Genomic DNA, 23,982 nt, shown 5'->3' with positions numbered 1-23,982 from the left:
GGGTCGGGCACTGGCTTATTGCGCAGCCGCGTATGCGCGACCTGACCGGGGTGAAGCGGTGATGGCACCCGCCATGCAGCGCAGTCGATGCCGCTTCACTGCAATCCGCGGTAGATCGCCTTGAGCAAGGTACCGCCCGGATCGAGGCTTTGCTCCCAGTACATCACGCCTCCCAGATGGTTGGCCTTGACGTAGACATCCTTGGCTGCGATCGATTGCGGATCTTCATAGGTGATGAATGTGCGCGTCTTCTGGTTCCAAAGGTACGCCGCCATGGCCCTGGAGCCCCAGTAGCGCTTGAATCCATTCTTGTTGATGTAACCGCTGACCAGTTTGGGCCACGCGATCATGGCGACGAAGTGGCCATAGGGCTGGTACATGCCGTGGTGCACAGGGCGCACGTCGGCGAACGCGCGCCCATAGAACGCGACGCCGATGACGAGCTTGTGCGCAGGGACACCCGCAGCCAGGAACTGGCGCACGGCGCGATTAGTGGTACGTGCTGTTGCCGGCGCCCAGCGCGACGCATAGAGCGCGGTGTGGTTTCCGGTGGTCGGCGTCAGCGCATTGACGAAATCGTAGGTCATCAGGTTGAACCAACTGACGTAGCGACTGACCGCGGGGATGTCGATGCCCTTGACGAAAGGACCATCCGCGATCGCGATGCTCAGCGTGTAGTGACGGGTCATTGCATGTCCGTGCGCTGTCTCGGCCGCATTCAATGCGGCGCGAACGTCCTTGAGCAGCAAGGTGAAATCGGCACGATCATGCGGACTGGACTTGATGCCCGACTGGCTGCTGCCGGGATATTCCCAGTCCACGTCGATGCCATCCGCGCCTGTCGCGACCACCAGATCGGCGGCGGTGCGCGCGAACTCGCGCCGCCCTGCAGGCGTGCTGGCCGCCTCGGAAAACCCGCCCGCGCCCCAGCCGCCGATAGAGATTTCCACTCTGAGCCGCGGATCGATAGCCTTCAACGCCACGATCTCGCGCAGTCGCGCGGCGGCTTCCGGAGCAAGCACGACATGACCGTGCTTGATCTCTGCAAAAGCGAAGATCAGCGTGTTGATCATGTGCAACTGATCGTTCTCGGAAGGATTCCACCGTGTCACATAGCCCACCACCCGATAGTCCGGCGCGACCGCTGTTGTCCTGGCGAAGATGCTGCCCGCGGCCAGCAAGCCGATGCCCGCCATTACCAGCAGGCTGCTGCGGAACAAGAACACGTTACGGCAGCGAATCGGATTCATGAGGCTCACCATGGTTCGGACATGCCCCGACTGGTCTGGGCGATGATTGAAAAAAGCGGGCCGGTTCGGGGTTGATCCGGCCCGCAATCGCACCACAACGCACAGGCTTCGTCAGAACTTGTAATTCAACCGCGCCAGATACTCGCGGCCACTCTTGTAACGCGCGTAAATCTCCGTCGGATTGCCTTCGGCATACTCCTTGTAGGTCGAATCCAGAAGATTCAGCGCATCGAAACTCACCGAGAAGTGATGGCTGAACTGATACGTCGCGTCGAAGTCCAGCTCAGCCCACGGGGCCACCATCACGCTGGGCGCACCCGCCACATAGCCGCCCGCCAGATACTTGCTCTGCCAGCTGTAGGTGACACTTGCGGTCAGCGGGCCTTTCTCGAAGTAAGGACTCAGGGTGTACGACAACTTCGAGTTGTAGGGCAGCAGACCGCCGGTATGCGTGCTGCCGTCGGTGTAGGTGAGATTGGTCCGCAAGCCGAAACCCGTATGCGCGAACGGCTGCTGGTAACTAACTTCAAGACCCTTCACATCGGCGCGTCCGCCATTCTGTGGCCGGATGATGCTGTAGTTGCAAATGCCGGTCGCGTTGCAGCTGCCGGCGGGCAACTGGGCGTAGAGATTGGGCGCGGTCTGGTACAAGCCGTTGTAGAGCTGTTCGATCCCCGTGCCCTGTGTGATGTAGTTGCTGAGATCTTTATAGAACACCGAGAACGCCAGCACTGACTGGTCGTTGAAATACCACGCGACCGAGGTGTTGAAGTTGTACGACTTGTAGGGATCGAGGTGCGCGTTGCCACCTGTGCCAGTCAGCACCGTATCGTTGGTTTCGGTGTACGGCGTTTCCTGGTTGTATGGCGCCCAGGCGATGGTCTCCGCCGCAGCGCCGCGCAGGATTACATCCGGAGTCAGGTTGTAGGCAATGTTGAACGACGGCAGGATGTTGGTGTGTGTATTGCCGACGGTCTGATAGCTGCCAGGGGGTGCTGGCAGGGTGCCAACGTCAGCTTGGCTGATGACAAAGCCTGACGCATCAATGATGGTATGCACGAGGCGCACGCCCAGATTGCCGCGCACACCGTCGTCATTGCCGAAATCGAGCTGTGCATAACCCGCCTCGCTCTTCTGCGCCACGCCAAATGTGTTGTCGTAGACATAAGGCGCATACAGATTGTTGAACAAGCCCGGTGTCGCCAGCACATAGTTGTAGATCGCGTCTGGTCCGGATGGCTGCACGTGGAACACGCTGCCGGGGAAGAAATTGAGGCTGGACAAGCCCGACAGGTTGGTCAGCGGCCCCGCTCCGATGCCGGCCAGCGTTGCCACTGGAACACCAGTGTAAACATCCAGCGTCTGGCCTTCATGATGCACGGCCCAGCGCACACCCACGCGGAAGTCGTTGAAGAACCCGTTAAGGTCATACTTGAAGTCGGCTTGCGCATAGTTGTCGCGGGCGTAGTAGGGCAGACTGCCGTAGTTGCCCATGAAGTAATAGCCAGCCCAGTTGGCCGGATTCTGTGCCGCCGCGGGGTTGCTGAAGTTGAAACCCTGGCTGAGGCTCCAATTGTAGCCACCGAAATACACCGGCTCGATGAAGGCTTGGGTGATCGGATCATGCGAACTGCTGACGCCGGCTTGGCCACTCAGCTTCCAGCCGTATCCATGATAGGCAGCGCGCAGATCGATGCCCTTGGTGGTCACTGTGGCACGCCGCGCGTTATTGTCGAACACCGTCGCGCCAGCGGCACCGGTCGGGCAGGTGGGCTGCGTGGACGGATCACACTGACTGCCGGCGATGATCACCCCGTTGGGACCCTGTACCAATCCGCTGATACCTTGTTGCGTGCTGGCCAGCCAGGTCGGGAACGCATACATCGACTGGTTGTAGTTGTTGAGCTGATCGCGCAGGTACATCAGGCCCAGGGTTGCTTCGAACTGGTTGTTGGGCCGGAACTGGATGTTGCTGATGAAGCTCGTGCGCTTTTCCGTCTGCTGGAAGTTCGCCGAATTGATCTCGTTGGGCATGATCGCCGTGGACTGGATCTGGCCATTGGCGATCTGCGCAGCCACCGCAGGATTGACAGTGGCAATGGTCGATACCGGGGTGTAGCCGAAGATTTCCTCGCCCTGGCGATTGGTGACCTGTTCGTAGTGCTCGGCCGCCACGTCGATACCCCAGGTGTCGTTCTTGTTTTTCCAGCTGTAGATCAGCGATACATCCGGTTTGCCCTTGCTGACCATGTCGTTGTAGTTGTAGCCCACCGATGCGCGCAGCGTGTTGGCTGGCAGATTGAGCGGCTCCAGCGTGTGCATGATGATGGTGCCGCCGATGCTGCCTGATGGCAGGCGCGCCTCGGGGCTCTTGTAGATCTCCAGATTGCCCAGAATTTCCGGCGGCAACAGCGAGTAGTTGAAGCCACGGTTGGGCGAATCGCCATACAGCCACAGCGCTTGCGCGACCGGGTGGCCGTCGAGAAAACTCAGGTTGAGGCTCGGGTCCATGCCATCGATGCTGACGCGCTGGGTGGCGCCGAGCACGCGGTCGATGGTGACGCCAGGCATCTGCGCCAGCGCTTCGGCGACGTTGGTCGCCGGGAACTTGCCGATATCCTCCGCAGTGATGACGTTGATGATGGCGTCGGAGTTGCGCTCGGTCTCCAGCGACTTCTTCAGGCTCTGGCGCAAGCCGACCACCTTGATCGTCGCCAGCGTCGTGACCTTGCTGCTGTCGTTTTTACCGTTGGCATCAGCCGTCCCGGTGTCTTGCGCATGGACCGGAACTGCGACGCAAAGTGCTGCGAGAATGCTTGCCGAAAGAATCGATGCGGTGAATTTCATACTCATACCTCCCCAACGTGGCAGTTCCGGCTGCTTGGTCAGCGGTTCTCAGGCGCGCTGGCGATTGACCGGGTCTAAGTCGAACTCCCTGTGGCACAAGCTCCGGGGCGTCACATCCTGTCCTTGACGGATAAAACTCCAGATCGGTGTTGCAAAAACCAGGACGCAGCCCCGATCACGCCGAGGTTGCCGTGCTCGATCAGACGCACGGGAACCTGCGCGAGCACGCTGCGCATCGGACCTTTGCTGAGCAGGCGTGCGTGAAAGCTGCTGTGCTGCAAAAAATCGCGCATCTGCGGCAGGATGCCGCCCGCCATGAACACTCCGCCTTGCGCGCCATAGAGCAGAATCAGGTCGCCGACGACGCTGCCCAGCAATCCGCAGAACGTATCCAGCGCATCGCGCGCCAGTGCATCAGTGCCAGCGATAGCAGCGTCGGTGACTCGTGCGGGTGACTCAAGCGGCGCCGGGCTTCCTTCGATCAAGCCGAGCGTGCGATAGATCGTGTGCAGGCCGGGACCGGACACAAGTTGCTCGACCGGCACATGAGCATCCTTGCGGAGCAGTCGATCGAGAACCGCGAGTTCGCGCGGCGTCGAAGGCGCGAAGGCTGCCTGGCCGGCCTCGGTCGAAAGGATGATCGAGCGTCCGCTTTCTGTCGGGATGCGCACGGCAGCGCCGAGTCCCGTGCCTGGTCCCATGACGAGCACGGGGCCGCTCGCCACAGCGGCAGGACCGGCGATCAGCGTCGTGTCATCCGCGCCGAGAAATTCTGTCGCACACGCCATCGCCTGAAAATCATTGATCAGGGCAAGCTCGCGAACACCCAGCGCTGCGCGCAGTTCGGGGATCGAAACCGGCCACGGCAGGTTGCTGTTGATGACTTGCTCGCCCTCGGGATAGCCCGCGCAGGCGATCGATCCGCAGCACACCGGCGCCAAGGCGTGGTCTGCCAGGAAAAGGCGCAGGATCTCGCCCAGGCTGGCGAACTGCGCACACTCGTAGGTTGCATAACGCAACAGCGCAACCGGTTCTGTGCGCTTGCCTGTCGGGCTTACCAGCCCGATGCGCGCATGGGTCCCGCCGACATCGGCCGCAAGAAACGGCGCGGGTTGCATGTCTGCGGCAGCCATCGATGGACTCTGTATCGCCAATGTCGCTCCGTCCAAGTGTTTTGGGTACCGCACATCGGTGTCGAATTGCGCCGCAGTCTGCACAGTGATGACAACGTTGTCAAATATCGAATCCACGCCTCATGACGCGCGCTACATTGCCATGCACAACAAATCCGATTGCAGCCCGGATGGCCACCACATGTCATCGAATAAATTCATTTATAACAATAATATATGTGGCATTTACACGTGCTTGGCGAGTGCCTGACAGGTGCTGCGATGCAACACCTTGGACGCGGCTCGCACGCAGTTCCATCGCATGTGCGAATGTGCCAATATTGACCCGCGAATGGCTATTGAATGACATCGTTCAACATCAATGACGGCAGCAAGACATGCAATGGCCGGTAGCGATACCCGTCGTCGTGGTCCCCGGCCGGACGCACCGCATGACCACAAGTGCCCGGCGGCAAGGCAACTGGAGGATCGAGGATGGGCAATACAGGTTCCAACCCGCCGTCGGCGGGCTACGCCACATCGGTCGCGATCATTGGCGGGCTGTTTTTCGTGTTCGGCTTCGTCACCTGGCTCAACGGTCCGCTGATCATCTTCGTCAAGCTGGCCTTCAATCTGGACAATGTCGGCGCGTTCCTGGTGCCAATGGCGTTCTACCTTTCGTACTTCTTTCTGGCCTTGCCGTCGGCAAGCATCCTGCGCATCACCGGCATGAAGCGCGGCATGGGCCTTGGCTTGCTGGTCATGGCGGCCGGCGCCGCGCTGTTCGGCGAGTTCGCGACACTGCGCATCTATCCCGGCGCCCTCTCGGGTCTGTTCGTGCTCGGTGCCGGGCTGGCCCTGCTGCAGACCGCCGTGAATCCCTACATCAGCATCCTCGGACCGATCGAAAGCGCCGCACAGCGCATCGCGGTGATGGGTATCTGCAACAAGGGCGCAGGGATCCTCGCCCCGTTCGTCATCGGCACATTGGTCCTGAGTGGCATCAATACATTCGAAGCCAGACTGCATGCTGCCAGCAACGCCCAGGCACGAGATGCGCTACTCAATGCGTTCGCTGCGCATATCCAGATGCCCTACTTCGTCATGGCCACGATCCTGGCGCTCCTTGCGCTCGTGGTGGTGCGCTCGCCACTGCCCGATGTGCACGCTGGCGAGGCCAACCGCATGCCATCCCGTCGGAATGGCGATGTGCGCTCCGCGCGGATCTCGCAGTTTCCGCACTTGTGGCTGGGTGTGCTGTGCCTGTTCCTGTACGTGGGCGTCGAAGTGATGGCCGGGGATGCCATCGGCACCTACGGGCTGAGTTTCCATTTGCCGCTTGAGCAGACCCGTTTCTTCACTTCCCTCACCCTGACCGCCATGCTGGTCGGCTATCTCGTGGGGATGATCGCGACGCCGCGATTCATCTCGCAACAACGCTACATGAGTTGGTCAGCCGTGCTCGGTGTGCTGCTGGTCATCGGCGCTTATGTGACGCACAGCTACGTATCGGTTGGTTTCGTCGCAGCGCTGGGCTTTGCCAACGCAATGATGTGGCCAGCCATATTTCCGCTGGCCATCAAGGGCCTTGGCCATCTGACCGAGCGTGGCTCAGCATTCATGATCATGGCAATCGCCGGCGGCGCGGTACTGCCGCAGCTGTTTGCGCATCTGATGCAGTACTTCAACTTCCAGCTGGTGTTTCTCGCGCTGATGGCTCCGTGCTACCTGTATATCCTGTACTACTCGCTGTATGGCCACCGCGTCGGGCTGGATACGCACGACAGTGCGGGCACCATGGAAACGCAATGAGGATTCACTGTCTGCTGCGACCGCGTGCCGCATGGTCGCATTGTCATGCTGTCTCACTTACTATTCTGATGAGCATGACTGCTTGCCAATCGCAAGCCCCAACGAATCCGAGCCCAGCGCTTGCGCAATCCCACGATCCGCGACGTCGCCGAACGCGCCAAGGTTTCCGTCAAGACGGTGTCGCGCGTCATCAACCGCGAAGCATCCGTGCTCGCCGCGACACAAGAGCGCGTACTGCGCGCGATCAGCGATTTGAACTATCAGCCCAACATTGCGGCGCGCAATCTGCGCAGCGCGCGCGCCCATGCGATGGGCCTGGTCTACGACAATCCGAACCCCTACTACATCATCAGCGCACAGAACGGCGTGCTATCAGCCTGTCGCGAAGCGGGTTTCGGCTTGCAGATCCACCCTTGCGACTCGGCCTCGCCCACGCTGCTGGAGGAATTGCTCGACCTGGTGCGGCACTCCCGCCTCGCTGGGCTGGTGCTGGCGCCACCGATGTCCGAGCGCCCCGAACTGGTCAACGCGCTGGCCGCGCACGACATCCATTTCGTACGCATCATTTCGGCTGCCGCCGATCCTCAGGATGGCTATCCCTGCGTGTATGTGGACGATCGCGACGCGGCCTACGACATTACCAAGCATCTGATCCAGCTCGGCCATCAACGCATCGGCTTCATCTGGGGCGGAACGTCGCATCGGTCCAGTTCCGAGCGCTACCTCGGCTACGAGAGCGCGCTGAAGGACTACGGGTTGCCACTGGATCGAAAGCTGGTGATCCCTGGCGATTATTCATTCGACGACGGATTCCGCGGCGCGCGCAAATTGCTGGCGCTGCGCGACCGGCCGACGGCGATCTTCGGCTCCAACGACGAGATCGCGGCGGGCGTTCTGGCGGCGGCCAAATCCAGCGGAATGGAAGTGCCGTTCGAGTTGTCCATCGCGGGCTTCGAAGACAGCCCGTTCTCAAGGCAATCCTGGCCTGCGCTGACCACGGCCAACCAAGCGACCGAGGATATCGCCCGTCAAGCGGCGCTTCTGTTGCTGGCGAATCTGCAGGTCGCGGATGCTCAGACACGGGGCATCAAAGCGCCGAAGAATCCTGGGTTCAGTCCGGTTCTGGTCGTGCGCGGCTCCACGGCGCCTGCACGGATCACCGCCGCGGCAACCTGAGCTGCGGCTCGGCCGCTGTGTCGCGCGGCATACGTTTCAACCATCCAGTTCACCTCACTGCGGATCTCCACAAGCATCGTGCGCACCGTGGCTGCGCGTGGACGGATCTTGCGCGGATTCCGCCACGCGCGGCGATCAGGTGAAACCCCATTGCGCACGTTGCCGCCAAGGATCCAACATGAACCCACAACTCGACAACATCAAATCTGCAGCGTCGCCGCCAACCCATATGTTCATGGAAGCGGCCGAGGCTTCCGATGCCATCGCGCGCATGCTGGATCGCAACGCCACGGTAGTGGATCAGCTGGCTGCACGGCTGCGCGCGGTTCCGCCCGCATTCGTGGTGACCTGCGCGCGTGGCAGTTCCGATCACGCCGCGACGTTCGCCAAATATGCCATCGAGATGCAACTGGGCGTGGTCACCGCCTCGGCGTCGCCGTCGATTGCCAGTCTCTACGCCAGCACGCCACACCTTGCCGGCGCGCTCTATCTTGCCATCTCGCAATCAGGACGCAGCCCCGATCTGATACGCAGCGCCAGCGCCGCGCGCGCCGCTGGCGCATTCGTGGTGGCGATGGTCAATGCCGAAGGCTCGCCGCTCGCGGCAGTCGCCGAAGTCGTCATTCCGCTGCACGCGGGAACCGAAGCCAGCGTGGCTGCGACCAAGAGCTATGTCTGCGCGTTGGCGGCCATCCTGGATCTGGTCGCACGCTGGAAACACGACGCGGGGCTGGCGCATGCGGTCAGCGCGCTCCCGGAATTGCTGCACGCTGCATGGCGCGCCGACTGGTCGGCATTGAGCGCAGGACTGACGGAATCGCGCAACTTGTTCGTGCTCGGGCGTGGCCTAGGCTTTGGCGTCGCACTCGAGGCAGCACTCAAGCTCAAGGAGACCTGCGGCATCCACGCCGAGGCATTCAGTACCGCAGAAGTTCGCCACGGTCCCATGGCTCTGGTTGGGCCCGGTTTTCCGGTGCTGGCTTTCACGCAGCAGGATGAGAGCCTGGCCAGCACGCTGGAATTGGTCGCGGAGTTTCGCGCGCGCGGCGCGCAGGTCTGGGTCGCTTCACCTGCAGGCAGCGGACGCGACCATCTTGCGGTGCCCACGGCGCCACATCCAGCCTGCACGCCGGTTGCGGAGATCGTCAGTTTCTATCGCGCCGCCAATGCCCTGGCGCTCCGTCGCGGCCATAACCCTGACCTGCCGCCGCATTTGAAAAAAGTCACGGAGACGCTCTGACATGCAGGCGCTGATCAATGCGCGCGTGCTCACCCCGCGCGGTCTCGAAACAGGTCTGAGCGTGCGCCTGCAAGGCGATGCCATCGTCGATGTAACGCGCGCCGAGCAATCCCTGCACGACTGCGAGCTGATTGACCTGGATGGCCTGGTGCTCGCACCAGGCTTCATTGATCTGCAGGTCAACGGCGGCGGCGACGTGCTGTTCAACGATGCGCCCAATGTCGAAGCCTTGCGCCGTATCGCCAGCGCGCATCGCCGCTTCGGCACCACCGGCATGCTGCCGACGCTGATCAGCTCCGACCGCGATGTCTTGCGCGCCGCGATCGATGCGGTGCGCACGGCCATGGCTACGTCTGTCGCCAGCCTACTTGGCATCCATATCGAGGGGCCATTCATCGCCGCCGCGCGCAAGGGTGTGCATGACCCGCGCACTTTCCGCGACATTGATAAAGCGGACATCGATCTGATGGCCGCGCCGGGGCATGGCCGCACGCTGCTCACGCTGGCTCCGGAACAGGTCGATCACGCCCGGATCGCACAGCTTTGCCAGCACGGCATCATCGTCGCCGCTGGCCACACCGATGCCAGCTATGAAGTCACGCGTGCCGCGCTGGACGCAGGCATGAGCGGCTTTACCCATCTGTTCAACGCCATGTCGCCACTGCAGGGACGCGCGCCCGGTGTCGTGGGCGCCGCACTGGAGGACCGGTCGAGCTGGTGCGGCATCATCGTCGATGGCCAGCACGTGCATCCTGCCGCGCTACGCATCGCGCTGGCCGCAAAACCCCGCGGCAAGGTCGTTCTGGTCACCGACGCCATGCCGCCCGTGGGTGGAAAAAGAAATGACTTCAGGCTGGGCGGGCGCGTCATCACCTGCCGCGATGGACGCTGCACCACCGTCGACGGCGTGCTCGCGGGTTCATGCCTGGATATGGCCAGCGCGGTGCGCAACACGGTGCACCTGCTCGATGTGCCGTTGGCCGAAGCCTTGCGCATGGCATCGACCTATCCCGCCGCCGTGCTGGGCCTCGATAAAAGCCACGGTCAGATCGCCGCCGGATATCGCGCCGATCTGGTCGCGCTGGACGGCGCGCTCGAGGTACGCTCGGTCTGGTGTGGCGGCATCCGCGAACAACACGTCACGGCAGCAGCGCGCGCCAACTGAGTGGCGTGTCAGGCTGCGGTCCGCGCCACAGCCGTGGCCTGATGCAGGCTACGCAAATCCGGCAGGAAATACGCCAGCAGGCCGATCAGCGGCAGGAACGCGCAGACCTGGTACACGCCGACGATGCCGATGCCGTCGGCCAGTTGCCCCAGCACTGCGGCGCCGATGCCGCCCAGACCGAACGCCAGACCGAAAAACAATCCCGACACCGCGCCAACGCGGCCAGGCATCAGCTCCTGCGCGTAGACCACCATCGCCGGAAACGCCGAAGCCAGGGTGAAGCCGATGATCGCGGTGAGCACCGCCGAGGCTTCGAGGCCGACATAAGGCAGCGCCAGCGTGAATGGAGCCACGCCGAGGATCGACGCCCAGATCACGCGCTTGCGTCCGATGCGATCGCCGATCGGCCCGCCCAGCAGGGTGCCCGCAGCCACCGCCGCGAGGAAAATGAACAAGTGGATCTGGCCGTCGCGCACACCGATGTGGAAACGATGCTGCAGATAAAAAATCAGGTAGGTGTTGATCGAAGCCAGGTAGAAAAACTTGGAGAACACCAGCGCCATCAGCACGGCCATGGTCTTGCGCACCAGCTTGGGCGGATGCGCGCGGGATGGCGCGACTTCGGGCTTGCGCCGGCCTGGGGACGCCTGGCGCCGCGACCAGCGCCCGACAAAAAACAGCACCGCCATGGCCAGCAGCGCGGCCAGCGAGAACCACGCGATGCTGCCCTGTCCGAGCGGGATGATGATGGCCGCGGCCAGCAGTGGTCCCAGCGCGCTGCCGGCATTGCCGCCGACCTGGAAGATCGACTGCGCCAGGCCATGCTGTCCGCCCGCCGCCATGCGCGCCACACGCGAGGACTCGGGATGGAAAATCGACGAGCCCATGCCGACGCAGGCCGCCGCCAGCAGCACGTGCACAAAGCTGTCGGCGCGCGCCAGCAGCAGCAGCCCGATGAAGGTGAAGCCCATGCCGATCGACAACGAGTAGGGGTGCGGGCGGCGGTCGCTGTAGAGTCCCACCAGCGGCTGCAGGATCGAAGCGGTGATCTGGTAGGCCAGCGTGATCAGGCCGATCTGCCCGAAACTCAGGTGCAGATTGCCCTTCAACAGCGGATAGATGGCCAGCATCAGTGACTGCATCATGTCATTGAGCAGGTGCGAAAAGCTGATCGCGCCGAGCACCGGGTAGCGCGTGCGCTCACGCGCCAGCGCCGGCGCGACGTGCATGCCGACCGGATCAGCCATGCCCGCACGCAGCGCGCAGGGGCGCGCGAGAGGGGGATTTGTGGCGGCGAATCATTGCCCTGCCTGCCAATCCAGCGGCGGTGTGGTGTCGATGCCGGCACTCCGCAGCAAGGCAAGCTGGATCGAGTTTTCGGTGCCGCCTTGCAGTACCAGTTGCACCAGACGCGCGGCCAGCGCGCGGTCGTTGCGCGCCTTCAGCACTTGCGCGGCATACTGTTGGGTCTGCCAGGCCAGCGTGCGGCGCTCGGCAGCAACATGCGCGCGCGCGTCGGCGCTGTCCGCCAGGCGCTCCTGCAGGGCCAGGCCTGCGGCGTGCGCGATCACCGTGTCGCCCCACGTCAGCAGGTGCGCGATCCGCGTGCACTGCGCGCGCAGCGTGGCGTCCTTGCCGGGTGCCTTGCACGCCTCGAACACCGGGGCCAGCGACGGCGTAGGCAGGTACATGATGTTGCCGGCGGCGATCATGTAGGTCACCGCATAGGCGTTGCCATCCGCGCCAGCGAGTTCGTGCACCAGCGCTGCCGACATCGGCAAGGCGCGCGTGGTTTCGAGCACGGCGTGCAGCAGCACGCCGTAGTACGTGCTGAATTCCGTGGCCGCGGCGGCGCGCGTCAGCGCTTCGCGCGCGGCCTTGTCGTCACCGCGCTGGCGCGCGCGATCAAACGCCAGCAACCACACCGCGGCATTGTCCGGGGCCAGTTTTTCCAGCCGTGCCAGCGCCCTGACATTGATGCAATCCTCGGGCTGCGGGCCAACCTTGCCGCAATTGCCCAGCGCCACCCATTGCACCGCGGCACCGGCTCCGGGCGCGGCTTCGGCGCGCGCCAGAAACGTCTGATAGGTCAGCACCGACGGCAGATCCGGCACCGCGCGCGCCAGCACCGCAGCACCGGCGAGGCGATCGGCTTCATTGCGCAGAGCGACGATGCTGAGCACGTCGTGCTCGAATTGCCCCAGCGACGCGCGTGCCGGCGGCGTGTTGCCAGCGGCCGTCACCGGGTCGGCGGGGGCGGCTCCGGCCAGCCGCGCCAGACTGATCAGCGCCAAGGCCAGCAGCGCGACAATGGATTGACGTGACATGGTGCAACTCCGTGGTGAAGTACAAAACCAGCAACTAGATGGGTGCCGCAGCTTAACTGTTCAGGCCACCCGGGAATCGCGGCAGATGAGCTTCAGGCGGTCCGATCCGGACATCGCAAACCGCGCTCGATGATGATGCCGACGCCACGCGTGCCAGGTACGGCACCGGGTTTGTCCAGGCGCAGATACAGCCAGCAAGCGCCGAATTCGCTCTGCAGCACGTCGCTCATGCGTTCGGCCAAGGTTTCCAGCAGCGCCGGCTGCAGGCTGGCCGCGAGCGCGCGCAGGCGCTGGGCGATGGCGTCGTAGTCGAGGGTGTGTTCAAGGCGATCGCTAGCCGCGGCCGCGCGCGTGTCGCAGGCCAATTGCACGTCGCAGAGCACGCTGCGCGGAATCAGCCGCTCGTGCGCGTGCACGCCGATCACGCAGTGAAGTTCCAGCGCGTCGATATAGATCAAGTCACTCATGCGGCCAGCGCACCGAGGCCATCCAGCGACCAACGCGGAAAGATGCGGATGGCCGCGTCGCCATGCTCACCGGCACCGAGGCGCAGCGCACCGACATGGGCGATCATGGCGCCGTTGTCGGTGCAGAATTCCGGTCGCGGAAACCAGGTGCGAAAGCCATCGCGGGCGCCTGCCGTGGCCAGCGCGGCGCGCAGCGCGCGGTTGGCGCCGACGCCGCCGGCCACCACCAGCCGCGTGCCGCCGCTGGCGCGCAGCGCACGGCGGCACTTCTCCACCAGCGTCTCGACCATGGCGACCTCGAAACCCGCGGCGATGTCGGCGCGCGTGGTGGCGGACTGATCGCTGCGCTGCCAGGCCAGCAGCACCTGCGTCTTCAGCCCTGAGAAACTGAAATCCAGCCCCGGTCGATCCAGCAGCGGGCGCGTGAAGCGATACGTGTCGCGACGCCCCTGCGTAGCCAGGTTGGCCAGCGCCGGGCCGCCTGGATAGGGCAAGCCGAGCAGCATCGCGGTCTTGTCGAAGGCTTCGCCGGCGGCATCGTCCAGCGTGTCACCGAGCAGCGCGTAACGACCAATCGCGGCCACCTGCACCAGCATGCTGTGGCCGCCGGACACCAGCAGCGCCACGAAGGGCGGTTGCGGCGGATCGGGCTCCAGCAGCGGCGCCAGCAGATGGCCTTCCATGTGGTGCACGCCCAGAGCGGGGATGTCCAGCGCCCAGGCCAGCGCGCGCGCGGTCGCGGCGCCCACCAGCAACGCCCCGGCCAGGCCAGGCCCCGCGGTATAGGCCACGCCGCCCAGATCGCGCGGACGCAGGCCGGCATCGCCCAGCGTGGCTTCGAGCAGCGGCAGCAGTTTGCGCACGTGATCGCGGCTGGCCAGCTCGGGCACCACGCCGCCGTACTCGGCGTGCATCGCCGCCTGGCTGTACAGGCGGTGCGCGCGCAGGCCCAGCGCCAGGTCGTAGATCGCCACGCCGGTCTCGTCGCAGGAGCTTTCCACCCCCAGCACCGGCTTTGAAACTCGCGCCGCGGCCACGCTATACTCTCCGGCTCGCCCGTATCGACGGGCAGTTTACCCGGAGTGCACATGCCCAACGTCAAGGTGCGCGAGAACGAGCCTTTCGAGGTCGCCTTGCGTCGTTTCAAGCGTACGTGCGAGAAAGCCGGCGTGCTGGCCGAAACCCGCAAGCGCGAGTTCTACGAAAAACCCACGCAGGAACGCAAGCGCAAGCGCGCTGCCGCGGTCAAGCGTCAGGCACGCCGCGTGTCACGCGACGGTGCCCGCCAGGTCCGCCTGTTCTGAATCGCGCGCCGGCGCCGCTCGCGTCGGCTCTGCATCGGCAACCTATCGCGGATTTGCCATGTCGCTCAAGAACCAGATCACCGAGGCCATGAAGTCCGCGCTGCGCGCGGGTGACAAGCCGCGTCTGGGCGTTTTGCGTCTGGCCTTGGCCGCGATCAAGCAGCGCGAGATCGACGAGCGCATCGTGCTCGACGACGCGCAGGTGCTGGCGGTGCTGGAAAAAATGCTCAAGCAGCGCCGCGATTCGCTGGCCCAGTTCCAGGCCGCGCAGCGCGCCGATCTGGCCGCACAGGAACAGTACGAAATCACCCAGCTGGAAACCTGGCTGCCGGCGCCGCTGAGCGAATCCGAGCTTGAAGCGCTGCTTGTCGCTGCCATCGCCACAACCGGCGCCAGTGGCGCGCGCGACATGGGCAAGGTGATGGCCGCGCTCAAACCCCAGGTCGCCGGTCGCGCCGACATGACCGCGCTGTCGGCACGGGTCAAGGCGCGCCTGGGCTGAGACTTCCGCGCGACGCAAGCCACGGCTGCATGGCGCAGATTGTGTCTTGCCCCGCCGCGCGGCGGCGAAGCACCGCCGGCACACAAACGCCACAGCACGCGCCTTGGCCGCGCGATCACATGATCCCGCTGAAGCTGACGCCGAACGCGGTGATGATGCGCGTATAGATGGCCTTGCCGGACAGATTCACCTCGGGGAAATCGCCGACCGGTTCGTAGCATTGACGAAAGCGCGGGTCGCTGGGCAGCAGCGGCGGGCAATCGGGTTTCTTCTGCCAGTCGGTGGCGTAACGGAACGGCCAGAAATCGAAGATCGGCAGCGCCGCGGAAATATCGCCCAGCACGCGGCTGATCGGGCCCAGCAACGGTGGATTGTCGCGCCGTGCCACCACCCAGGCGTTGTCCGGGTGCGTCGCACGCAAGATCGAGGCGCGCAGCGCCTGCGCGAACGCGGCATCGTCGATGATCACGCCGTTCTCGGTGTTGTAGTGATCCGAACGCGGATCGAAATTGTGTGAACCGATCACCGCGATGCGCCCATCGATCACATAGGACTTGGCGTGCAGGCTGATGCGCGGGCCCGGGGTCAGCAGCGGCGCGGGGTAATCGAATACCGACAGCACGGGTGCGCGCTCGGGTGCGCTCGACGCCACGGCGGCGGCTGGTATGTCCGCGCCCAGGGCCTGCGTGCTCATCTCCGCCGAGGGCCGCGGCATCAGCTCGTAGACCTGCAAGCCAAGCCGCTTGATGTAGCGCTTGCGGTGCTTGTACGAGATGGCGTACACGGCGAAGGCATCGGTGGACGCCAGCGAATTGGTGGACACGGTCATGCGCAGCGCCAGGCGCTCGCGGTGCAGGCGCCGCAGCAGGTCGTAGGCGTGGTCGCTGAGCACCAGATATGGAGTCTGCATGAGCAGCTCGTGTTGCGCGCCGCCGACCACATCCATCAGGTGCTGCGTCAGTTTGTCGGCGCTGCGCAGGCCTGGATCCCCGGTCTTGGCCGGCAGGTCCGAGTAGTACTCCACCGCGCCGACCGGCATGGCGTGCGCCAATACGTGCCGCGCCATCCACGCCGGGTCCGCGGCGTCGCGCTCGATGGCGGCCACGCGCGCGGCATCCTGCCAAGGCGGCGGCGTCCACGGCGGACCCTCCGCGCTGGTGACGCGCAGCGACTGATTCACATCGCGCAAGCGCGGCAACGGCAGCGCGCGCGGGTTGTGCCAGAACACATCGAAACTGCGCCGCATGATCCGCGCCACCGGGCCGGCGAGCAGGACATCGCGGTCGAGATAATCAAGGCTCGGATCCCAGCCGAAATAGCGGTTTTCGTAATTGCGCCCGCCGACGATGCCGACGCGACCATCGACCAGCAACAACTTGTCGTGCATGCGCTGGTTGAAACGGAAGTAACAGCAAACGATGCCTGCCGCCCACTGCAGCGGCTGCGTGTGCGCCTCGTCAAACGTGGGGTTGTACAAGCGGATGTGCAGGTGCGGGCTGCTGCGCGCCAGTGCTGCCAATGTGCCGACGTTGGAAAACGAAAACAGCTGGTCAGCGAGGATGCGCACCGTCACGCCGCGTTGCGCCGCGCGCAGCAGCGCGTCCAGCATCAGGTTGCCGACATCGTCGAACGACCACAGATAAGTCTGCACATCGATGCTGTAGCGCGCGCCAGCGATCAGGTTCAGGCGCGCGGCCAGCGCGGCGTCCGGATCATCCAGCAGGATCGCGCTGTTGCGCGCCGCCGTCGCGGTGCTGGCCCGATCGTTCGCGCGCGCCAGTTCGAGCAGTGACGATGGTGCCGCGCAATGATCCGGCGCCGCGCACGGCGGCGGCGCATACAGCGCATGGCTTTGCGTCATCACCACGCGCGCCGCGCGCACATCCTGCCGCGACACCGCGCAACCGGCCAGCAAGGCCAGAAGCGCCGGCAGCAGCAGCGCGCGCAGCAGCGATATCTGTGGATGGGTCATCGGTTGATCTTAGGCGCACGCGGCAGTGGGGTGCGAGGCGTATTTGCGTTGGCTTCTGCGCTTTTTGTCAGCCAGTGACTACACAAGAAACACGAAACCGCGCACGGCGAACATGACTTGCAGCATGGGCGATCGTGCCCTCTGCCGCCGTAGCGTGCTTCCCACGCTTGGCGCGTGTGGGGACACCGCCGGGCAGCATGGACAGCCATGGGGATGGCGCGATGTCGGCAGCAGCGGGGAAATTGTTTCGCGATGAAGCGCTGCACGCGCAGCAACAGCGCTGGCTGGGCGAGCTGCGTCTGGTCACGCCGCTGTCGGCGCGTGTGCTGGCAGGCGGCATCGTGCTGATCGTGGCGGTACTGGCTGTGTTCGCCAGCCTGGGCACGTACACGCGGCGCGTGCATGCCACCGGCATGCTGGCGCCCGCCACGGGTTTGCTGACGCTGGCCGCGCCCACGGCGGGTCGGGTGCAACGCATCACGATACGCGAGGGTGCGTTAGTCGCCGCGGGCCAGGTGCTGGCCGTTGTTTCCAGTGAACGCCAGAGTCTTGCGGGCGACACGTCCAGCGCGGTGCGACTGATAAAGCGGAGGGACATCGGGTGTCGGCTGATCTGGCCAGCCTTCGGCCGGACGCTTCTTCCTCAAGGCATCCCCGACGGCCTTTTCCCAAGGCTTGTTGAGCTTGATGCGCTCCGGTTCTGGGCCCGATTTATTCTTCTGCTTCTGGCTTGCCATTGGCTTCTGGCTTCTGGACGGATCGGCTAATCTTTCGCTTCACAATAGTCAGCCAATCCTCAACGTCCTTGAGGGATTCAACACTCAGAGCAGCCGGCCACTCGATGGTGACGGCCCCTTCTTCGATTGAGAATACGTCTTGACGCATAGATGGGTTGACGTTTGATTGATACTGCTTAGACGGCGCGCCGCCGCTTGGGTTCCGCGTGGATTCCCGTTGTTGCTCGCTCGCAAGGAGATTGTCCTGCACCTCCTGTGCCGCCTGGTCATATAACTTCTTGACCTCGGATACCAGCTCCATTGTTTCACGATAGGTACGTATAGGTGCATCCACGGTGGACGGCGAGAACGCCCGCTTGAGCAGGTAAGCCCGCATATTTTCATCACTAGGGACAGTTTCCCCGTACTGTTCATTGAGGTCCGAAAACAGTTGCGGGCTAAAAGCAGCCTTCACGATCAGCTTTGCACGTTCAACAGAATCCTTCGGGTCAACCAAGATAGTGAGCGCGTCCGCACTGATCTTGAGCTGCTTCCCTTCATCTAGCAGTAGCCCATACTTCTTGAGCGCGGAGAGCGCCGTTGCGGATGCCCCGTTCATGCCGCTGTAGCCTAGAGCCTTTGCCATGACCTCCGGATCGGCCTTGTGCGTATGCTCCTTGTCGTAGATCTTCCGAGCCGCGTCAATAGCGGAAGGTAGGCTCAAAGACGGGTAATTCGGGCTGCGGACTCGTGCCATGGCGGCGTCTCCTATTTCTACGCAGACGGACGATACAGGATATCCGTGTGTCGCGTCAAGGAGCCGTGATGTTTGTGACGTTAGCCACGATAGTTGACAAGTGTTTGTCGCGCAGCGAGAATGCCGCTATGGTCGCAAAAGGCACCCGAATGAGGAGAGCGTGAGCCGCTGCATTCCGTCCAACTAGGACGGCGGTGTCGCCGAGTGCAGCGGCCAAAAAGAAGGCCCGGCAAGCTGGCTAGAGCTTCCGGGCCGTGGCGACAAGCCGTCCACCTGTATGCCGACGTGGTGGAAAAGGTAGACACACGAGCTTAGGAAGCTCGTGGGCGCCGTGGGTAACGGATCACGCCCGTGCCGGTTCGATCCTGGCCGTCAGCACTTTTATTGTACTGCACGGGTAGGCGTCTGGTACATCAGACGCTTACCTTCTGCCGCCTTAATTGCTGCGCTCGTCCGCTCACCGTCTTCCAGTTCGCGATTGTTGTAACGGAACTCGAACTCCGCCATGTAGCGGTGCAGGCGGTTCCATGCTGACCGCGTGGTAGATGCCGTTAATGCCGCGCTTCACGATGGAGAAGAACCCTTCGATCGTGTTGCTGTGGACGTCCCCGCGCACGTACTCACGGGCGCTGTGACAAACCGTATGATGGCCGCCAGCGAAATTGCTGCCAATGCCAGTGTAGGCGCTGTTTTCGTCCGTAATGATGCGGGCGACGGGTGCACGTCTTCGCGGATCGCATCCTTCAAGGTCTTGCCCGTGACGTTCGCAACAGGGCGCGTCTTGACTCGTCCGCCGCGTTCCACCATCGCCAGGACGCATTGCTTCCAGAGCTACACCACGCGCGAGGTTTTTGTGCGAACGATGCGCAGCGCGCTTGATCTCGAGCTGGCACGCCGCTGGTTGAGCGAGGCCAGCTATTGCCCCTCGCTTTCAAGCGCCGAGGTCAAAGTCGAAGCGTTTTCGATCGCGCGCCGCATCCATGGACGTTGGGTCACGATTGCGCCATTGCAAAAAATGCCGCGGGCTGCCTTGCCCCGCAGGACATCAAGGCCGGCGAAACGCTGCGCGTGACCGTCGATTCGCGCATCACGATGGCAGCCGATTCGATACTGTCTTATTCGGTGCGTCTGGACCCGGCCTTTCGCGACCGCGCCCTGATCGTGGTGTCGCCAGCGGCTGCGGATGTACCGGTCCATTTCGACGCGCGCGACGAGGCGGGTCAGCGCGCCTATGGTGTACTCCATCAAGCGCAAGTGATCGTCGCCGAACCCAGGTATCCGCCGTCCGCAGTGCCATCCATCGCGCTGAGCACGCTGCCGAGCTGGCGCGCTTTGGCGCAACTGCACCGGCAGCGCGAGGACAGCCTGCTCGATGCCGAGCCGAAGCTGCCGGTGTTCGCTGGGCTGTCGAAACGCGAGGTTGTCGCGCAGGCCCTGCGCTGGCTGCACGCGCGTGTGCGCTACGACCACGACCGTTTCCGCGATGGCGCTGTGTTCCCCGAACAATCGGTCTCCGCGCTGCTGGACAGCGGCATGGCCGACTGCAAAGGCATCGCCCTGCTGTTTCGCGCGGTGATGAAAACGAACGGCATCGACGTGCAGACGGTGGCGGTGTCCACGCTGGGCTTGCGCCCGGTGAGTTGGCTGATACCCGGCGCGTGGTCCGATCACGTGATCAGCTACGTGCCGGATCTGGACCTGTATCTGGATGCCGGTGTGCCGTGGGACGCGCAGAAAACATTGCAGGGACACGAGCGGTTTCGCTACGAGATGGGGCTGAACCTCGCCACCGGCGCGTTCGGTGTCATCCGCTAGTCGTCCCGGAAATCTGTGGCGGCAGCCTCACGCATCTGCCCCCTCGGGCCAGCCTTCGCGGGTGCCGCGGTGGTGCACGCGGTCGCCGGGCAACACGCCGCCGGCGGGCACGGATTCGGCGCCGGCGACGCGCGGGTAGATCGGCGCGAAGTCCTGCTGCGTGGCGGCGAACAACTGCTCGAAGCTGTCGATGACGAAGTAGGTTTTCTGGTAGCTGTCGATGCGGTAGCGGGTGCGCATCACGCGCTCGAGATCGAAGCCGATGCGGTTGGGCGCGGGCGATGCGAGGCTGTAGATCGACTCGCCCTTGGAGCTGACGATGCCGGCGCCGTAGATGCGCAAGCCATCGGGCTCGCGCATCAGGCCGAACTCGACGGTGTACCAGTACAGCCGGGTGAGATTGAGCAGCGCCTCGGCGCCGAATTCGCGCTGCGCGCGCAGGCCGCCCTGGCCGTAGGCCTGCATGTAGTCGGCAAACACCGGGTTCATCAGCAACGGCACGTGGCCGAACAGGTCGTGGAACAGGTCCGGCTCGGCGATGTAGTCGAGCTGGTCGGCGCGGCGGATCCACCAGGTGACCGGAAAGCGCCGCTGCGCCAGGTGCTCGAAGAACACCGTCTCGGGCAGCAGGCCCTCGACGCCGATCAACTGCCAACCGGTGGCGGCGCGCAGGTGGCGGTTGAGTTGATCGAAGCGCGGGATGGCATCGGGCGTCATGCCCAGCGCGTGCTGGGCATCGAGAAACGCGCTGCACGCGCGACCGGGCAGCAGCGCGCGCTGGCGCTGGAACAGCGTGGCCCAGACCTGGTGATCAGCGGCGCTGTAAGCGGACCACGGCTGCTCGACCACGCCGGTGGCGTACTGCGGGATCACGCCGCGGTCGGTGGCGATGTTTTCAACGCGGCGCGGTTGCGCGTTCATGGCGGTGCTCCTCGGCGGCGCACAGTGCGCGATGGCTTGCTGCGCTTGAGTGTAGGCCAGCGGCCGCGCAACAGGCTTGCTTTGTTGCGCATAACAGCGCTTTCAGCGCACACTTCGTGCGTATATCGGATACATGACGCACGATCATGGCGTTGAACCTGGATCGCACCGACCGCGCCCTGCTGCGCCTGTTGCAGCAGGAAGGCCGTCTGAGCAACACCGAACTGGCCGAGCGCGTGAACCTTTCGCCCTCGGCGGCGCTGCGCCGTGTGCAGCGGCTGGAAGCTGCCGGGGTGATCGCCGGCTATAGCGCGCGCCTCGATGCGCCCGCTCTGGGCCTGGGCCTGGCCGCGTTCGTCCGCGTGCAACTGGCCGCGCATACCAATGCCGCCATCGAGCATTTCGTGCAGGTGATGCAGAGCGCCGATGAGGTGATCGCCTGCCACGCGCTGACTGGCGACATGGATTATCTGCTGGAGGTGCGCGTGGCCGATCTGGAGCATTTCTCGCGCTTTCTGCTCGACCACCTGCTCAACGATGCCGGCGTCGCCGATGTGAATTCCAGTTTCGTGCTGCGCACCGTCAAAGCCCCGCGCGGGCTGCCGCTGCTCGGCGATTGAGGGGGGAAGCCAGCGCGGAACCGTAGGCTGCGTGTGCTTGTCGAAACCTCGCCGTGTCTGACTGCGGCAACGTTGATGGCTACCACGCGCCAGTCGCGATCGTTAAAGTGCCGTTATGAGATCTCCCGAATCCGTGGCGCCGACCACCCGTGATCGCTTGCGTGGTCTGCGCTATGTCTGGCGCGTACCGATCCTGCTGACGCTGGTGGTGATCGCCATCCCACTGGGCGGCGCGGTGGCGCTGCTGCCTGCAGGTGAGGGTGGCGGCAGCGGCGAGCCACTGGCGCAGCGCATCGTGCGCAACTGGTCGCGCTGGATGCTGCGCGGCGCATTCGGTTTTCGCATCGTCAGTCACGGCACGCAAGTCAACGGACCGGTGCTGTTCGTGGCCAATCATGTGTCGTGGATGGACATCCAGTTGCTGGATACGCAACGCGCGGTCTGTTTCGTGGCCAAGGCCGAGATCGCGCGCTGGCCGCTGGTGGGCTGGCTGGCGGCGCGCGCCGGCACGATCTTCCTCAAGCGCGGCAACCCGGCCTCGCTGAGCGCGGTGATCGCAGTCATGAGCGAGCGCCTGCGCGGCGGGCGCACCGTGGCGGTGTTTCCCGAAGGCGGCATCGAACACGAACTGACCAGCATCACCACGGTGCGCACTTTCCATGCGCGCGTGTTCCAGTGCGCGCTGGATGCGCGGGTGCCGATCCAGCCCGTCGCGCTCACCTACTGCCGCGCTGGCTGCGCCTGGGATGGCGCCACGTTTCGCTCGGGCGAGGGTTTTCTGGGCAATTTTCTGCGCCTGCTGGGCGAACCGCCGCTGCAAGCCGAGGTGCACTTTCTCGCGCCCTTGATCACGCCTGCGGAAAACGGGCGCCGTGCCATGGCCGACGCGGCACGAGCCGCCATCGCCACATGCCTGAGCGAACGCGCATGAATCCACCGCTGCCACGCGCCGCCGATTTTTCGCCGCCGCGCTGGCTGCGCAATGCGCACCTGCAGTCGATGCTCAACTCCAGCTCGCTGCGCCGCGCCATGCTGTGGCGACGAGCGCGGATGCTGGCGCGCGTGACCCAGGCCGAGGTACTGCAACTCGATGGCGGCGTGCGTCTGCAGGGTTTTCACAGCGTGCAGCAGGCACTGCCCGATCGGCTTGGCCTGGTGCTGCTGCTGCACGGCTGGGAGGGCAGCGCCGATTCCAACTACATGCAGGCCACCAGCGCGGGTCTGCTGCGCGCCGGCTACGACGTGTACCGGCTGAATTTTCGCGATCACGGCGACAGCCATGCGCTCAACCCGGAGCCATTCCATTCATGCCGACTGGATGAAGTGGTCGCCGCCGCCGCGCAGGTATGCGCGCGCCCCGGCGCCGGTCTGCGCGCGATCGCCGGGTTTTCGCTGGGCGGCAATTTCGCGCTGCGCGTGGCGCGCGCCGCGCCGGCACGCGGCATCGAGCTCGATTACGCACTGGCGGTGTGCCCGGTGGTCGATCCGGCCGCGGGCCTGCGCCAACTCGAACAGGGCCGCCTTTATCACGCCTACTTCATGCGCAAGTGGCGCAGCTCGCTGCGCCACAAACAGGCGCTGTTTCCCGCACGTATGCTGGTGTCGCGCGAGGAGTTGGCGCTGAACATGCGCGGATTGACGCGCGCGCTGGTGCTGCGCTACACCGAATTCGGCACGCTGGACGCGTATCTGGATGGTTATTCGATCGCCGGCGACCGCCTCGCGACGCTGCAAGTACCAGCCACCATTCTCACCGCCGCGGACGACCCGGTGATTCCGGTCGCGGATTTTCGTGCCATGCAACTTCCGGATTGCGTCGAGCTGGACATCGCCACGCATGGTGGCCACTGCGGATTCCTCACTGGCGCGGGCCTGCACAGCTTCGTCGAGGATTATCTGGTTGCGCGTCTGCATGCGCGCGCCGCCGAACTTGCACGCATGCCAGCACACGCCGCGCGCCGCGCCTGAACATCACGCGC

The 23,982-nt window shown here is 64.3% G+C and carries 23 protein-coding genes and 1 tRNA gene; 13 read left to right on the top strand and 11 right to left on the bottom strand.

Going from position 1 to position 23,982, the window contains the following annotated elements; translation table 11 throughout:
* Positions 1–95: 95 nt before the first annotated feature.
* The 3 genes from Mschef_RS02235 to glk form a co-directional block, all read right to left on the bottom strand.
* Complete coding sequence (locus Mschef_RS02235; protein ID WP_242426422.1) at positions 96–1,250, bottom strand: glycoside hydrolase family 18 protein; 1,155 nt, start codon at positions 1,248–1,250, stop codon at positions 96–98.
* Between the two features lie 111 nt (positions 1,251–1,361).
* On the bottom strand, positions 1,362–4,097 hold the full coding sequence (locus tag Mschef_RS02230) for a TonB-dependent receptor (RefSeq protein WP_081126203.1): 2,736 nt from the start codon (positions 4,095–4,097) through the stop codon (positions 1,362–1,364).
* Between the two features lie 110 nt (positions 4,098–4,207).
* A complete protein-coding gene (gene glk / locus Mschef_RS02225; protein ID WP_136256229.1) occupies positions 4,208–5,230 on the bottom strand; it encodes a glucokinase in 1,023 nt (340 codons plus the stop codon).
* Between the two features lie 474 nt (positions 5,231–5,704).
* On the opposite strand from glk, the gene Mschef_RS02220 reads away from it, so the two are divergent.
* The 4 genes from Mschef_RS02220 (at position 5,705) to nagA (ending at position 10,602) form a co-directional block, all read left to right on the top strand.
* The gene (locus tag Mschef_RS02220) at positions 5,705–7,021 is read left to right on the top strand and encodes a sugar MFS transporter (RefSeq protein WP_081126202.1); all 1,317 of its coding nucleotides are present in this window, start codon (positions 5,705–5,707) and stop codon (positions 7,019–7,021) included.
* A gap of 120 nt (positions 7,022–7,141) precedes the next feature.
* A complete protein-coding gene (locus Mschef_RS02215) occupies positions 7,142–8,197 on the top strand; it encodes a LacI family DNA-binding transcriptional regulator (RefSeq protein ID WP_081126201.1) in 1,056 nt (351 codons plus the stop codon).
* A 178-nt stretch (positions 8,198–8,375) separates the two neighbouring features.
* Positions 8,376–9,437, top strand: a complete 1,062-nt coding sequence (locus Mschef_RS02210) for an SIS domain-containing protein (RefSeq protein WP_242426421.1) — start codon at positions 8,376–8,378, stop codon at positions 9,435–9,437.
* A 1-nt stretch (position 9,438) separates the two neighbouring features.
* Entirely contained in the window at positions 9,439–10,602 is a 1,164-nt protein-coding gene (gene nagA, locus Mschef_RS02205; RefSeq protein ID WP_081126200.1) for an N-acetylglucosamine-6-phosphate deacetylase, read from the top strand.
* 8 nt (positions 10,603–10,610) lie between these two features.
* Here nagA and Mschef_RS02200 read toward each other — a convergent pair whose 3' ends face one another.
* The 4 genes from Mschef_RS02200 to tsaD form a co-directional block, all read right to left on the bottom strand.
* Positions 10,611–11,849: an MFS transporter gene (locus tag Mschef_RS02200; RefSeq protein ID WP_136256228.1), complete on the bottom strand. Its 1,239-nt coding sequence runs from the start codon at positions 11,847–11,849 to the stop codon at positions 10,611–10,613.
* 51 nt (positions 11,850–11,900) lie between these two features.
* Positions 11,901–12,929 carry a hypothetical protein gene (locus Mschef_RS02195; RefSeq protein ID WP_081126199.1) on the bottom strand — a complete coding sequence of 343 codons (1,029 nt, stop codon included), beginning with the start codon at positions 12,927–12,929 and terminating at the stop codon, positions 11,901–11,903.
* A gap of 92 nt (positions 12,930–13,021) precedes the next feature.
* A complete protein-coding gene (locus Mschef_RS02190; protein WP_081126198.1) occupies positions 13,022–13,396 on the bottom strand; it encodes a dihydroneopterin aldolase in 375 nt (124 codons plus the stop codon).
* On the bottom strand, positions 13,393–14,433 hold the full coding sequence (gene tsaD / locus Mschef_RS02185) for a tRNA (adenosine(37)-N6)-threonylcarbamoyltransferase complex transferase subunit TsaD (protein ID WP_242426420.1): 1,041 nt from the start codon (positions 14,431–14,433) through the stop codon (positions 13,393–13,395). The genes Mschef_RS02190 and tsaD overlap by 4 nt, the downstream gene beginning before the upstream one ends.
* A gap of 51 nt (positions 14,434–14,484) precedes the next feature.
* On the opposite strand from tsaD, the gene rpsU reads away from it, so the two are divergent.
* Positions 14,485–14,700: a 30S ribosomal protein S21 gene (rpsU, locus tag Mschef_RS02180; protein WP_081126196.1), complete on the top strand. Its 216-nt coding sequence runs from the start codon at positions 14,485–14,487 to the stop codon at positions 14,698–14,700.
* A 58-nt stretch (positions 14,701–14,758) separates the two neighbouring features.
* On the top strand, positions 14,759–15,202 hold the full coding sequence (locus Mschef_RS02175) for a GatB/YqeY domain-containing protein (RefSeq protein WP_081126195.1): 444 nt from the start codon (positions 14,759–14,761) through the stop codon (positions 15,200–15,202).
* Between the two features lie 115 nt (positions 15,203–15,317).
* Here the strand turns inward: Mschef_RS02175 and Mschef_RS02170 are convergent, their stop codons facing one another.
* Positions 15,318–17,174 (bottom strand): phospholipase D family protein, encoded by a 1,857-nt coding sequence (locus Mschef_RS02170; RefSeq protein WP_176212388.1) that lies wholly within the window; start codon positions 17,172–17,174, stop codon positions 15,318–15,320.
* A 221-nt stretch (positions 17,175–17,395) separates the two neighbouring features.
* Here Mschef_RS02170 and Mschef_RS02165 point away from each other — a divergent pair, with 221 nt between their 5' ends.
* On the top strand, positions 17,396–17,941 hold the full coding sequence (locus Mschef_RS02165) for an HlyD family secretion protein (protein ID WP_168708819.1): 546 nt from the start codon (positions 17,396–17,398) through the stop codon (positions 17,939–17,941).
* Here Mschef_RS02165 and Mschef_RS02160 read toward each other — a convergent pair.
* Positions 17,886–18,647 carry a hypothetical protein gene (locus tag Mschef_RS02160; RefSeq protein ID WP_081126193.1) on the bottom strand — a complete coding sequence of 254 codons (762 nt, stop codon included), beginning with the start codon at positions 18,645–18,647 and terminating at the stop codon, positions 17,886–17,888. The two genes, Mschef_RS02165 and Mschef_RS02160, sit on opposite strands and share 56 nt — an antisense overlap.
* Before the next feature lie 279 nt (positions 18,648–18,926).
* On the opposite strand from Mschef_RS02160, the gene Mschef_RS17575 reads away from it, so the two are divergent.
* Positions 18,927–19,025 (top strand) — tRNA-Pro (locus tag Mschef_RS17575).
* A gap of 79 nt (positions 19,026–19,104) precedes the next feature.
* Here the strand turns inward: Mschef_RS17575 and Mschef_RS18350 are convergent.
* Complete coding sequence (locus Mschef_RS18350) at positions 19,105–19,320, bottom strand: transposase (protein WP_425480065.1); 216 nt, start codon at positions 19,318–19,320, stop codon at positions 19,105–19,107.
* Here Mschef_RS18350 and Mschef_RS18010 point away from each other — a divergent pair.
* Positions 19,294–19,719 (top strand): hypothetical protein, encoded by a 426-nt coding sequence (locus Mschef_RS18010; RefSeq protein WP_242426419.1) that lies wholly within the window; start codon positions 19,294–19,296, stop codon positions 19,717–19,719. The genes Mschef_RS18350 and Mschef_RS18010 overlap by 27 nt on opposite strands.
* Positions 19,716–20,462 carry a transglutaminase domain-containing protein gene (locus Mschef_RS02150; RefSeq protein WP_136256226.1) on the top strand — a complete coding sequence of 249 codons (747 nt, stop codon included), beginning with the start codon at positions 19,716–19,718 and terminating at the stop codon, positions 20,460–20,462. The genes Mschef_RS18010 and Mschef_RS02150 overlap by 4 nt, the downstream gene beginning before the upstream one ends.
* A 27-nt stretch (positions 20,463–20,489) precedes the next feature.
* On the opposite strand, the gene phhA is transcribed toward Mschef_RS02150, so the two are convergent.
* Positions 20,490–21,383, bottom strand: coding sequence for a phenylalanine 4-monooxygenase (gene phhA, locus Mschef_RS02145; RefSeq protein WP_081126190.1), 894 nt, complete (start codon positions 21,381–21,383; stop codon positions 20,490–20,492).
* A 146-nt stretch (positions 21,384–21,529) separates the two neighbouring features.
* On the opposite strand from phhA, the gene Mschef_RS02140 reads away from it, so the two are divergent.
* From Mschef_RS02140 to Mschef_RS02130, 3 genes are all read left to right on the top strand, one after another.
* On the top strand, positions 21,530–22,003 hold the full coding sequence (locus tag Mschef_RS02140; RefSeq protein WP_081126189.1) for an Lrp/AsnC family transcriptional regulator: 474 nt from the start codon (positions 21,530–21,532) through the stop codon (positions 22,001–22,003).
* Between the two features lie 115 nt (positions 22,004–22,118).
* Positions 22,119–22,934 (top strand): lysophospholipid acyltransferase family protein, encoded by an 816-nt coding sequence (locus Mschef_RS02135; RefSeq protein ID WP_081126188.1) that lies wholly within the window; start codon positions 22,119–22,121, stop codon positions 22,932–22,934.
* Positions 22,931–23,971 carry a YheT family hydrolase gene (locus Mschef_RS02130; RefSeq protein WP_081126187.1) on the top strand — a complete coding sequence of 347 codons (1,041 nt, stop codon included), beginning with the start codon at positions 22,931–22,933 and terminating at the stop codon, positions 23,969–23,971. The genes Mschef_RS02135 and Mschef_RS02130 overlap by 4 nt, the downstream gene beginning before the upstream one ends.
* Positions 23,972–23,982: the final 11 nt, after the last annotated feature.

The sequence above is a fragment of the Metallibacterium scheffleri genome (assembly GCF_002077135.1).
Taxonomy (GTDB): Bacteria; Pseudomonadota; Gammaproteobacteria; order Xanthomonadales; family Rhodanobacteraceae; genus Metallibacterium; species Metallibacterium scheffleri.
The sequence above is the reverse complement of the archived record's forward strand: the minus strand, read 5'-3'. Positions and strand labels throughout refer to the sequence as shown.